This window comes from Mesorhizobium sp. LNHC209A00 (assembly GCF_000502915.1).
Taxonomy (GTDB): Bacteria; Pseudomonadota; Alphaproteobacteria; order Rhizobiales; family Rhizobiaceae; genus Mesorhizobium.
This window is the reverse complement of sequence record NZ_AYWT01000005.1, coordinates 249,216-261,070: the sequence shown is the minus strand read 5'-3', so window position 1 is coordinate 261,070 and position 11,855 is coordinate 249,216. Positions and strand designations below refer to the sequence as shown.

Genomic DNA, 11,855 nt, shown 5'->3' with positions numbered 1-11,855 from the left:
TCATGACGCCAATGCCGCCATGCGATACGCCACGCTTTGCCGGTGATGCGCGTGACAAATGGCGACGGCCAGCGCGTCGGCGGCATGTTCGGTGTCGAAGATCGCTTTAGGCAGCAGCACCTTCACCATCATGTGGATCTGCTTCTTGTCGCCATGACCGACGCCGATCACCGCTTTCTTCACCGCGTTCGGCGCATATTCGGCGACGACGAGGCCGGCGCGCGCCGGCACCAGCATGGCGATGCCGCGCGCCTGGCCGAGCTTCAGCGTCGCCACGGCATCCTTGTTGACGAAGGTCTGTTCGACCGCGGCCTCATGCGGCATGGCCCGATGCAGGATTTCGGCGAGCCCGTCATGCAGCTGGCAGAGCCGCGTCGCCAGCGCCGCCTTGTCCTCCGAGCGCACGGTCCCCGCAGCAACAAAGCGCAAGGAATTGCCGAGACTCTCGACGATGCCCCAACCGGTGCGCCTGAGCCCCGGATCGATACCGATGATGCGAATCGCGTCCCCCATGCCGTGAGTGTACCTCCGGCGGACAGCGATGCCAGCGAAAAGTGAACAAACCGGAAACGCTCACCCAGCCCAACCGAGAAGGCCTCGACGTTTCTCAGTTGCGGGCAAACGCCGTGTTGAGGAGACTGATCTGGTCCGAGACCGGATTGGGCCGGCGAGCCACGGGCTGCATGTCGACCACGGCCCCCGCGCCATAGATCTCTTCGTCCATGCGGCGCACCAATGCCTGCAGTCGCAACGATCGGTTGACGAGATCGAGGAAATCGGTCGGCAGTTCGGCCCAGCCGGCCGCCTCGTCATGGGCGGAAGCGGTGTCGAGACGCACCTTGGATTTTTCCGAAGCGACTTGATCGCGGGTCATCTCGCCGGAATTCGCCGCACGTTGCAAAAGCAGCCACGAGGCAACCTGCATCAGCCTGGTGGTTAGCCGCATCGATTCGGCCGCGTAGAGCGTGGCCGCCAGCCGCGACAGTTTCTTGGCTTCTGCCCGGCCCTTGCCGTCGAGATACTCCGCCGCCTGTTCGACCAGGCCCATGCCTTCTTGGTAAAGCGGTTTGAAGGAGTGCGAAAACACCCGGCGTTCCGCCAGTTTGACGGTTTTCGCAATGCCCTTCGAAGGCTCGTTCATTGATAACGCCCCTGCACTTGCAACCGGCCGATTCGGCTCTCTGCCGATACACCCGTGACCCTACAAAACTGAAGCTTGAAAATGCGCTTCGTCCGAGGTGAAGGCAAGCACATGTTTAACAGAAGGTTAACGGCTATCGGCCGTGCGGAATGCCGCCTGAACGTGGACAAAAAAAGAGCCGCGGATAAGGCGGCTCTCAGGAGTTTAACAGGGAGGCGTCAAACAAAGTGGCTCCAACCACTCGGTAAGAATCCAGATCACTGGATGGACATAGTAAACGCCTGTAAAGCTTAATGAACCCTTAACGGCCGTGATGTTTTTTTACCCAACATCGTGCTCCTGTGCCGTAACAACACAGCCGTACCGGCCGAGTTCAGCCTCCACTCAGGCTTTTTTCCACACCACTGGCAAGGCAATGAAGGCGAACAGCAGCATGCCCGCGTAGAAGCCGATCGCAGATATCCCCAGCAACGGCTCGATCCCCGGATTTCCGGCGAGAAGTATATAAAGGCCGATCATCAGCCCGATGCCGCTGATTGCCGTCAGCCAGAAATGGACGAGGGCCAACGTCTTTTGCCCGGCAGCCGGAAACAGGTGGTAAAAGAACGCGAAGACCGCCGACATCAGCCAACCGGCCACCATCGTGTGGGCGTGGGTCGGCATCTGGCCGTGGTCTTCGCTGATCGCCATGTGGATGCCGAGCGCCATGCCGCACAGCGCGTAGATGATCGCCAGCGTGAAGAAATTCCGTGCTACCCCTTGCATATTAGTCCCCCGAATTGCCTTTTCCCAAGCTGGGAATGGTTGATCGTCAGGCGAGCGCTGTCGCCGCCGGATTTCCGGCGTCGGCACTAGCATCGACAGTGTTTCCGGACGATGTCGCCCCCCGACGCTGCCGACGATAGCAAAAAACCCGGGCGGCGGTTCATCATATTGGTTTCTGCTTTCATTAGCCGGCGCTCTGAAACACAGCTGGCTTTTCCTCGACATCGTTCCGAAACAGCCGCGGCTCTAAACGCTGAGGCATCGAAGCGGCGGGCGGGCAATGGCGCGGCCTCGCCACTAATCATTGGGCATCGGGGGACAAAGCCATGGATTGGTATTCCATCGTCAAATTGCTGCACATCCTTTCGGCGATGCTTTGGGTCGGGGGCGGCTTCACGCTGATGGTGCAGGCGACGTTGGCGGATCGTGCCGGCAACATCCAGGGAACGCTGCAGGCGATGCGTGCCACCGGCGAGCTGGGCAACCGCTTCTTCGCGCCGATGTCGATGCTGACATTGGTCTTCGGATTGATCATGTGCTGGTTCTGGATCGGCTTCTCCGATCTCTGGGTCCTGATCGGGCTTGCCGGTTACGCCACGACCTTCTGCATCGGCATGTTCGTCTTCAAGCCGACCGCCGACCGCATGGCCGCGATGATCGCCAGGGATGGCGTGACGCCGGCGGCACTTGGCTATGGACAGCGCATCCTGCGGGCAGCCCGCTTCGACTATGCGGTCATGCTCGTCATCATCACAGACATGGTTCTGAAGCCTACCCTGCACGACGTCGTGATTCTCGCCGGCATGGTGGTGGTCCTTGCCGCCGGTGCGACAATGGCGCTCAGCCGGCCAAGACGCATGGTGCCCAGCGCCGCCTGACGCGGGCTGGAGCGCTACATGATGCCGGCGATCCCGTCCCACAGAAGCTTCACTGCCACGACCGCCACGGTCGCATAGGTGAAGGGATAAAAAATCTCTGGCCGCATCCGCCGCACCAGCCAAGCACCGGCGATGGTCGACAGTGGCGCCAGCGGCATCAGCACGGCGGACGCCGTCAGATTGGCGGTGTCGAACTGGCCGAGTGCGAAATAGGGGATGAGTTTCAGCGCATTGGTGGCGGCAAAGAAGATTGCTGCCGTGCCCGACAGCACCTTGGGGTCGAGCCGGATCGGCAAGGCATAGACCTGGAAAGGCGGGCCACCGACATGGGCGACGAAGCTGGTGAAGCCTGCGACCGTGCCCCACATGGCCGCGGCCACGCGATTAGGTGCGGCCGCATGGTCGGAACCATGACGAACTTGCAGGTAAAGCCAGCGCAGCACGAAGAGGATGGCAACGGCGCCGACGATGAGCCGCACCGCTTCCTCGGTGACCAGTGCCGCCGTCAGCCAGCCAAGCCCGATGCCGAGAACAGCGCCCGGCATCATGTCGACCAGCATCTTGCGATCGTACACGCCCCACCATGTCCACACCGAGACGATGTCCATCAGGCACAGGATCGGCAGCAGGATGGCGGCCGCTTGAACTGGCGGCATGGTGAGCGCCATCAGCGGCACGCCGACGAAACCGACCGCGCCGCCGAAGCCGCCCTTGGACAGGCCGACCAGGATGACCGCCGGAATGGCGGCCGCGTAGAACCACGGATCGAGAAGCAGGCCTGACATGAGGAGGAACTGATCTGGAGGGAAGGCGCGTCAACGCTTGAATAGCCTAGAATCTTGAGCCGAGCGACAGCAAAAGCAAGCCGCCCGCCTAGCCATGACACCTTGACCAGCGGCGCGCCGACACCAGCAGGAACATCGGCCGCTCGAGTTCTTCAGCCAGGTCCGGTTTGGCCGCGTGTATGACAATATCCGCCCGAAGTTCGCGGCGCACGGCACCATCAACCATGGTCGTGAGGAATACGTTCGCGACGTCGTGCACACCAACACCTTGGAAGGCTACTATTCGGTCTTTAAGCGCGGCATGAAAGGTGTTTACCAGCATTGTGCCGAACACCCCCGAGCATCGTGGAGCTGTGTAACTGAGTCAACGCGGACTCGGAGCGTTACCGCATGAATCTGTTCGGTCTTCGTTCTTCCGGGCGATAACGGCTGGCCTAATGTTTGATGCCGTGCCCAAGCGCTGTCGCTGCCTCCCGGTTGAAGAGTAAAGCCTCTTCTTCGGTGTTGAAGGGGTGGGCAGTAGCTGTGCCGTCTGGTTTTAGGATCACGGCCAGAAAGGGGAACCCCTTGGCAGGCGGGCGATAGACGATGAAGGCCGGGTTTTTGCTCATGCCCGATTGTAGCACCCTTATCCCAAGTTAACGAAACGCCGCCTGTCAGGACCTTTCCTACGGCACGATAGCGCCTAAATTGGCGGCAAGCCGGTCTAGGAGCTTGCGGGATTCCTCGATTATACGGCGCGTCTCTTCGATATCTGAGCGCAAGTTCTCAACATGTGCCACCGCCCGTTGCTGATAGAGGCGCGCGCTCACATTGAAGTAATCGTCAGGCTCCCAAGGCTCCATCGTTCTCAGGCCTGTTTCGAACTAGCTCGAACGTAACCTTCACCACAAGGATTGGTTTGCTCGAACCGTCATGCACATGCAAGGCGACCTCTTTTCGGAAGGTGCCGTCCGAAATCTTGTCTTTGGCTATCTCCAGGAGTGCCTTTGCCGCCCCGTTTTCAGCCGATTCCAGGCTCGGAAGATCGGTTCCTCCCGTGTCCGGGTATGCGGTTCCGTTGTCGGTGAGGTCGAGATAGTAGAGCACCATCACGGCGAACGTGAAGGGTCAACGTTTGTTCCGCTTCGGCTTTACGCGTACGGTTTAATACGAAGGAAGCCTCGATTGGCCATGGTCTGCCAAATATAGTAATCGCCCTCTCCTCGGACGGTCATCCGGCGGAAGACTGACACTGGTGGCCGCCCCTTTCCACCACGGCACACGGTGTTAGGCCTACTAGGCCGCCGGCAATCCCAGTGGCGGCGGTCGCCGCCGGATCGGCTGTGACTTGATGATGGCGGTGCTGGTCTCGGCCTTGTCGGCGATGCGATCCAGAATGCCGTCGAGGTCGCCGATCGAGCGCACGAACAGCCTGGCGACGAAGCAGTCGTCGCCGGTTACCTTGTCGCATTCTCCAAACGCCTCAATCTCCTCGATCAATTTCTGAACGATGTGCAGCTTGCCCGGCAGAGGCTTGATCCGCACGATCGCCTGCAGCGTATAGCCGAGCGCCAGCGGTTCGATCTCGACGGTGAACGCCCGGATGACGCCGCGCTCCTCGAGGCGCCGCAGCCGCTCCGAAACGCTCGGCGACGATAGCCCAACCTGGGCCGCCAGATCCTTCAGCGAGGTTCGCGCATCCCTGACCAGGATTTCCAGCAGATTTCGGTCCAAATCATCCAGCATTTTCTATTTCTCGCAGATTTCGAGCGGATGCCTAATTTAATTAGGTAATATCATCATAACGCCTTTTCTAGGAGGTGGATAGCCCAGGCCTCACATGAGATTATGCCGCCTCAACGAATTCAGGGGCTATTATGAACGATACGGTGCGAGGCACGGTCGAAATGTCGGCCGCAATGGCGATCCTGGGAACGATCGGCTGGTTCGTCGTCATGTCCGGTCAGCCGATCATGGACGTCGTGTTCTGGCGCTGCGCGTTCGGCGCGCTGACGCTGCTCTTTATCTGCGCTTCGCTTGGATTGCTGCGAAACAGGCTTTCGTTGCGCGTCATCGGCCTTGCGGCGCTTGGGGGTGCGGCGATCGTCATCAATTGGCTGCTCTTGTTCAGCGCCTTCTCGCGCGCGTCGATCTCGATCGCCACCGCCGTCTACAACACGCAACCTTTCATGCTGGTCGGCTTCGGCGCGCTCTTGTTCGCCGAGCGGCTGACATTGACCAAGCTGACATGGCTGGCAATCGCCTTCGCCGGCATGCTGCTGATCGTCGCCGCTGCTCCCGATGCCGCTGATGTCGGCACGAACTATTTCGCCGGCATCCTGATGGCCTTGGCCGCCGCCTTTTTCTGGGCCGTCGCGGCAATCGTCACCAAGAAGCTCAAGGGCACGCCGCCGCATCTGATCGCGCTGATTCAGGTCTGCGTCGGCGTCGTCATGCTGGCGCCCTTCGCCAATCTGGCGCATCTTCCCGGCGATCCATGGAGCTGGGCCATGCTGGCAACGCTCGGGATCGTACACACCGGCCTGATGTACATCCTCATGTACGGCGCCATCCAGAAGCTGCCGACGCATCTGCAGGGGTCGCTGTCCTTCATCTATCCGGTCGTTGCCATCCTGGTCGATGTCACCGCCTTCGGCCATCGGCTGCACCTCAGCCAGGTCGTCGGCGCCGCCGCCATCCTGATCGCGGCCGCCGGCATGAACCTCGGCTGGACGTTGTGGAAACCGAGACCGGCCGCCGCGAGCCCCGAGCCGATCAAGTAAGGCGACGCGCCGGCTGTCCGGCGGATCAAAAATCGCGATCCCGGCTGCCCGCCTGTTCAAAGCGGGCAGTTTGCTCTATGCCGCAATCCAACCATCTTCGCCCGGCATAGGCGAAACCCGGGATCGAAGAACCATGAATGACGCAACGCCCCCCAACCGCTGCCGCATCGTGCTGATCGCGCCGTCCGGCGTACCGGTGGATAGGATCACGGCCGCGTTCGACGGCGGCGATGTCGCCTCGCTGATCCTGCCCGAAAATGGCATGGATGAGGCCTCCTTCCAGGCCTTCGCCGAGCGTATCGTGCCGGCAGCGCAGGCCGCCGGAGTGGCCGTCATTATCGCTGGCGACACCCGCATCGCGGGCCGCGTCCAGGCCGACGGCATCCATGTCGAGGTCTCCAAGGCCGAACTCGCCGAGACGATTGAACATTTCCAGGCGAAAATGACGGTCGGCGCCGGCGGCGCCAAGACGCGTGACGACGCGCTCGAACTCGGCGAAGCCCGGCCCGACTACATTTTCTTCGGCCGGTTCGGCTACGACAACAAGCCCGAGCCGCATCCGCGCAACCTGTCAATGGGGGAATGGTGGGCGCAGATGATCCAGATTCCCTGCATCGTCGAGGCCGGTTCCGATCTTGCCTCTGTCGAAACCGTGGCCGCCACCGGCGCCGAATTCGTCGCGCTGTCGAGCGCCGTTTTCGCCGACGGCGTCGATCCGAAGGTGGCGATCGCGCGGGCCAATGCGCTGCTCGACGAAACAGCGCCGCGCCTCGAGGATTGACGTGTTCCTGGCAAGGCTTTCCCTTCAGGCTCTGCTTGCGGCGGCAATGATCCTGGCCGCCGCCGCCGAAACCATACCCTTGCCGCAGCCCAAGCCCGAAACCGGCGTGCACACCGACAAGCCGATCGAAAAGCAGCTGCCGCAGCCCGCCACTACATCGGAACCCGCGCCGTTGCCGTCGGCCGATAGCGTCAATCCCAACCGCTTTGGCGCCAAGCCGGCGGACGCTGCCTATGGTGCCTTCCAGCGTGGTCTTTACAAAACCGCCTATAATCTGGCGCTGGTCCGTGCGCAGAATGGCGACCCGGCAGCGCAGACGCTGGTGGCCGAGATCCTGTCGCGTGGGTTGGGCGTGCCGTTGAACGCGGCCGAGGCCGCGAAATGGTACGCACTTGCCGCCGAGCAGGGTGTGCCGGAATCGCAGTTCCAATATGCGCTGATGCTGCTCGACGGCCGCTACGTCAAGAAGGACGCGAAGGAAGCCTATGCCCTGATGCAGGCTGCCGCCGAAGCCGGCAACCAGCTGGCGCAGTTCAATTTCGCGCAGATACTGGTCCAGCAGGATCCAGGCGATGCCGGCCTGGCCAAGGCGGTTTCCTACTATGAGCGCGCTGCCGCGACCGGTCTCGCCGACGCGCAGTACGCCATGTCGCAGATTTATGCCAATGGCGTCGGCGGCAAGCCGCACGACGATGCACAGGCACGGCGGCTTCTGGCGCAAGCCGCCCGTCAGAACTACGACACCGCGCAGATCGATCTCGCCGCCTGGATGATCGAGGGCCGGGGCGGCGCGCGCGACCTGAAATCGGCCTTCGGCTGGACGAAGCAGGCCGCCGAAGGCGGCAATGTCGCGGCCCAGAACCGGCTGGCAAAACTCTATATGCAAGGCATCGGCACCGATCCGGATCTCGTCCTTGCCGGCGCCTGGTACATCGTCGCCCGCCGCGCCGGCCTCATCGATCCGCAGATGGACGATTTCCTGCAGGGGCTGAGCGACGGCGAGACCAAGCAGGCCCTGCAGAAGGCGAACCGCCTGCCGTAGCGGCCTCTCCAACCCGACCCCGACTTGGCGCTCCCTTGCCTCTTCTGGCATTTTGTGGTCTTGGGAGCCCGAAATCGCTTTCGCAGCGACCATCCCATACCACGGCCTNGATGGCGGTAGGCGAAACCGGCCGGTGCCCGCCCCCGTTGCTCAGCCGCAACCCGCCCTCCCTTGCCTCTCTGGGCGATTTGTGGTCTTGGAGCCTTAAATCGCCTGTCACGGCGAACATCCCATACCAATGGCCCGGCCGTTGGCAGCATCCCGGATCCCATCATCATGGCCAAGATCAATGGCAACGAAATCCGCCCCGGCTACGTCATCGAACACGATGGCGGCCTCTGGGTGGCGGTCAGGACCAACACCGTCAAACCCGGCAAGGGCGGCGCATATAACCAGGTTGAGCTGAAGAACCTCATCAACGGCACCAAGCTCAACGAGCGCTTCCGCTCGGCCGAGACGGTCGAGCAGATCCGGCTAGACCTGAAGGACTTTTCCTTCCTCTATGAGCAGGACGACGCGCTGGTGTTCATGGACACCCAAAGCTACGAGCAGCTCGAACTGAACAAGGATTTCGTCGGCGACCGCGCCGCGTTCCTGCAGGACGGCATGATGGTGACGGTTCAGCTCTACGAGGAGCGGCCGATCGGCATTTCGCTGCCCGATTACGTGACTCTGACCATCACCGAGGCGGATCCCGTGGTGAGGGGCCAGACGGCGGCATCCTCCTACAAGCCGGCGGTGCTGGAAAATGGCATTCGCGTGCTGGTGCCACCCTTCATCGGCGCCGGCGAACGCATCATCGTCGACACCAACGAAATCACTTACGTGCGCCGCGCCGACTGATGCATGCATGTCGCTCGGAAGTGGCCGCGGTTTGGGTCACCGGCATGCATCGAGACAGAATTTAAAGCGCCGCACCAGGAAGAAGCACTATGGCACGCTCAGCCCTCCTCAACGTCATGGTCCAGGCCGCAATGAAGGCCGGCCGCTCGCTGTCGCGCGACTTCGGCGAAGTCCAGAACCTGCAGGTCTCGATGAAAGGCCCCGGCGATTATGTCAGCCAGGCCGACCGCAAGGCCGAGGACATCGTTTTCGCCGAACTGTCGAAGGCACGTCCCGGCTACGGCTTCTTGATGGAAGAGCGCGGCGCCGTCGCCGGCGAAGACAGCCAGCACCGCTGGATCGTCGACCCGCTGGACGGCACCACCAATTTCCTGCACGGCATTCCGCTGTTCGCCGTCTCGATCGCACTGGAGCGCCAGGGCCAGATCGTTGCCGGCGTCGTCTACAATCCTGCCATGGACGAGCTCTACACCACCGAGCGCGGCGGCGGCGCCTTCATGAATGATCGCCGCCTGCGCGTTGCCGGCCGCACCAAGCTTGTCGACACGGTGATCGGCTGCGGCGTGCCGCATCTCGGCCGCGGCCATCACGGCAATTTCCTGGTCGAACTGCGCAACGTCATGGCCGAGGTCTCGGGCGTTCGCCGCATGGGTTCCGCCTCGCTCGATCTTGCCTATGTCGCCGCCGGGCGCATGGACGGCTTCTGGGAAGTGGGCCTGTCGGCCTGGGACATGGCCGCCGGCCTGCTCTTGATCCGCGAAGCGGGTGGCTTCGCCTCCGACATGGATGGCGGACAGGACATGCTGGACACCGGCACGGTCGTCGCCGGCAACGAGATCATCCAGCGCGCCTTGCTGAAGACGGTGAAAAAGCCGCTCCCGCCGCGCTGAAGCAATTCCAGGAAAAGTGTTCGCGGTTCCGTCCGGAATTGCGTCAAGGCAAGCGCGCAGTCGTAAAACCGCAAACAAAGCTTGAAATACTGTCCGTCGGCTGCCCAGATATGGGGTGATGCAGGACGATAGATGACCAACACCCCGCCACAGATCGAGATTCCGTTCATCGGACGCTGGCACTATTCGCGCGCCGAGACGATCGCCGACGGGATTGTCCATGCTGTCGGGATCGTGCTGGCGATCGCGGCCGGTTCGGCGCTGCTGGCGCTAGCCGCCTTCCGGGTCGGGCCGGGCGAATATATCGCCGCCGCCTTCTATGTCGTGTCGCTGCTCACCGTGCTCTCGGTATCGCTGACCTACAATCTGTGGCCGGTGACCTCGCCGGCGAAATGGATCCTGCGCCGCTTCGATCATGCCGCGATCTACCTCTTGATCGCCGCCACCTACACACCCTTTCTCGCCCAGTTGGGAAACTCGCCGCTGGCGCGCTGGATGATCGTTCTGGTCTGGACCGCGGCCGCGACGGGCATTGCCATCAAGGTGGTTTTCCCCGGCCGCTTCGACAGGCTGGCGATCGTCTTCTATCTTGCCATCGGCTGGAGCGGCATCGTTCTCGTCAAGCCGCTCGTCGAGACGCTGCCGACCACGTCGATCGTGCTCATCGTCGCCGGCGGCGTCGTCTATTCCTGCGGCGTGATTTTCTTCGCCTGGAAGGCGCTACGCTTCCACAACGCACTGTGGCACGGCTTCGTCGTGACCGGTGCCGGCCTGCATCTGGCGGCCATGGTGGACTGCCTGGTCATGAACCGCCTCTGATGCGCCGGCTCCAAAGTCCGCCTGTGGCAATATTGCCAAGCACCATTCAATTCGGTCACAATTCCGTTTAGAGTCGCCAACTACGTGATCGGCGGCAGCGGCATCGGAAACGGGGCACGGATGGCTTTTCTCAGATCCTTCGGCATGGGCAGGCGCTCCGACGTGCTGATCTACGACCCCCATAAGCTGTCCAGTCCGCAGGTCTTCCTGCTGACCATGGTCATCTTCCTTGCCATCGTCGCTTTCATCGCCGCCATCCTGACCCGCCAGGTCACCACCGCTTTCGTCACCAACCCGGGCCTCAACGGCCTGATCGTCGGCGTGCTCGTCGTCGGTATCCTGCTGGCCTTCACGCAGGTCGGGCGGCTGTTTCGCGAGGTCCGCTGGGTCAACTCTTTCCGAGCCGGCTCCGAGACCACCGAACCGGTGCTGCTAGCGCCGATGAAGGCGATGATCGGCCGTTCCTCGTCCATGGCCTTTTCGACCTCATCGATGCGCACAATGCTCGATTCCATCGCCACGCGCCTCGACGAAAGCCGCGACACCTCGCGCTACCTTGTGGGCCTTTTGGTGTTCCTCGGCCTGCTTGGCACTTTCTGGGGCCTGTTGAATACGATCGGCTCGATTCGCGAGACCATCGAATCGCTCGATCCCGGCACGGGTGATGCAGCCGCGGTTCTCGATTCGCTGAAACAGGGCCTGTCGGCGCCGCTGGCCGGCATGGGCACCGCCTTCTCATCCTCGCTGTTCGGCCTGTCCGGCTCGCTCGTGCTCGGCTTCCTCGACTTGCAGGCCGGCCGCGCCCAGACGCGCTTCTACACCGAGCTCGAGAACTGGCTGTCCTCGGTCACGGATCTGTCGTCCGATATCGTCGTTTCCGACCCGGCCAAGGCCGAGTCTTCCGACGAGATACGCGTCCTGTCGGAGCGGCTGCGCAGCTTGCAGGAGAATGGCGGCGGCTCCAACCCGCGCGTCGCCACCGCCATGGCCAATCTCGCCGACGGCATTTCGGGCTTGGTCAAGAACATGCGCTCCGAACAGCAGATCATGCGTGACTGGGTCGAAGCCCAGTCAGACGAACAAAAGGCGATGCGCAACACGCTGGAAAAGATCGCCGACGCGCTGAAGAAGCCCGGGGTGCACTAG

General features: G+C 62.2%; 15 protein-coding genes and 1 pseudogene. 9 read left to right on the top strand and 7 right to left on the bottom strand.

Translation table 11 applies throughout. From position 1 onward, the window contains the following. From ruvC to X739_RS150060, 3 genes are all read right to left on the bottom strand, one after another. A complete protein-coding gene (gene ruvC / locus X739_RS150050) occupies positions 1-513 on the bottom strand; it encodes a crossover junction endodeoxyribonuclease RuvC (protein ID WP_023794858.1) in 513 nt (170 codons plus the stop codon). A gap of 94 nt (positions 514-607) precedes the next feature. Continuing rightward, complete coding sequence (locus X739_RS150055; protein WP_015315258.1) at positions 608-1,141, bottom strand: DUF1465 family protein; 534 nt, start codon at positions 1,139-1,141, stop codon at positions 608-610. A gap of 384 nt (positions 1,142-1,525) precedes the next feature. Next, on the bottom strand, positions 1,526-1,906 hold the full coding sequence (locus X739_RS150060; RefSeq protein ID WP_023794857.1) for a hypothetical protein: 381 nt from the start codon (positions 1,904-1,906) through the stop codon (positions 1,526-1,528). Between the two features lie 326 nt (positions 1,907-2,232). Between X739_RS150060 and X739_RS150065 the strand changes: the two genes are divergently transcribed. After that, entirely contained in the window at positions 2,233-2,784 is a 552-nt protein-coding gene (locus tag X739_RS150065) for a DUF2269 family protein (protein ID WP_023794856.1), read from the top strand. A 14-nt stretch (positions 2,785-2,798) separates the two neighbouring features. Here X739_RS150065 and X739_RS150070 read toward each other — a convergent pair whose 3' ends face one another. Then, a complete protein-coding gene (locus X739_RS150070) occupies positions 2,799-3,569 on the bottom strand; it encodes a sulfite exporter TauE/SafE family protein (protein WP_023794855.1) in 771 nt (256 codons plus the stop codon). Positions 3,570-3,789: 220 nt separating this feature from the next. Here X739_RS150070 and X739_RS1000000169340 point away from each other — a divergent pair. Next, positions 3,790-3,900 (top strand): annotated as a pseudogene (locus tag X739_RS1000000169340) (transposase); the annotation flags it as partial. Between the two features lie 103 nt (positions 3,901-4,003). On the opposite strand, the gene X739_RS1000000169335 reads toward X739_RS1000000169340, so the two are convergent. The 3 genes from X739_RS1000000169335 to X739_RS150085 all read right to left on the bottom strand — a co-directional run bounded on the left by X739_RS1000000169335 (position 4,004) and on the right by X739_RS150085 (position 5,297). After that, a complete protein-coding gene (locus X739_RS1000000169335; protein ID WP_023771688.1) occupies positions 4,004-4,180 on the bottom strand; it encodes a hypothetical protein in 177 nt (58 codons plus the stop codon). A 214-nt stretch (positions 4,181-4,394) separates the two neighbouring features. After that, complete coding sequence (locus tag X739_RS150080) at positions 4,395-4,661, bottom strand: hypothetical protein (RefSeq protein ID WP_031247822.1); 267 nt, start codon at positions 4,659-4,661, stop codon at positions 4,395-4,397. 186 nt (positions 4,662-4,847) lie between these two features. Further along, positions 4,848-5,297 (bottom strand): Lrp/AsnC family transcriptional regulator, encoded by a 450-nt coding sequence (locus tag X739_RS150085; protein WP_023771691.1) that lies wholly within the window; start codon positions 5,295-5,297, stop codon positions 4,848-4,850. Positions 5,298-5,428: 131 nt separating this feature from the next. On the opposite strand from X739_RS150085, the gene X739_RS150090 reads away from it, so the two are divergent. The 7 genes from X739_RS150090 to X739_RS150120 all read left to right on the top strand — a co-directional run bounded on the left by X739_RS150090 (position 5,429) and on the right by X739_RS150120 (position 11,855). Then, positions 5,429-6,334 (top strand): DMT family transporter, encoded by a 906-nt coding sequence (locus X739_RS150090; protein ID WP_023771692.1) that lies wholly within the window; start codon positions 5,429-5,431, stop codon positions 6,332-6,334. A gap of 133 nt (positions 6,335-6,467) precedes the next feature. After that, entirely contained in the window at positions 6,468-7,115 is a 648-nt protein-coding gene (locus X739_RS150095) for a thiamine phosphate synthase (protein WP_023771693.1), read from the top strand. 1 nt (position 7,116) lies between these two features. Beyond that, on the top strand, positions 7,117-8,157 hold the full coding sequence (locus tag X739_RS150100; RefSeq protein ID WP_023794853.1) for a tetratricopeptide repeat protein: 1,041 nt from the start codon (positions 7,117-7,119) through the stop codon (positions 8,155-8,157). A 276-nt stretch (positions 8,158-8,433) separates the two neighbouring features. Further along, positions 8,434-9,000 carry an elongation factor P gene (efp, locus tag X739_RS150105; RefSeq protein WP_015315249.1) on the top strand — a complete coding sequence of 189 codons (567 nt, stop codon included), beginning with the start codon at positions 8,434-8,436 and terminating at the stop codon, positions 8,998-9,000. A gap of 89 nt (positions 9,001-9,089) precedes the next feature. Beyond that, complete coding sequence (locus X739_RS150110; protein ID WP_023771696.1) at positions 9,090-9,890, top strand: inositol monophosphatase family protein; 801 nt, start codon at positions 9,090-9,092, stop codon at positions 9,888-9,890. A 132-nt stretch (positions 9,891-10,022) separates the two neighbouring features. Continuing rightward, positions 10,023-10,709: a hemolysin III family protein gene (locus tag X739_RS150115; RefSeq protein WP_023794852.1), complete on the top strand. Its 687-nt coding sequence runs from the start codon at positions 10,023-10,025 to the stop codon at positions 10,707-10,709. Between the two features lie 120 nt (positions 10,710-10,829). Continuing rightward, complete coding sequence (locus X739_RS150120; protein ID WP_023771698.1) at positions 10,830-11,855, top strand: MotA/TolQ/ExbB proton channel family protein; 1,026 nt, start codon at positions 10,830-10,832, stop codon at positions 11,853-11,855.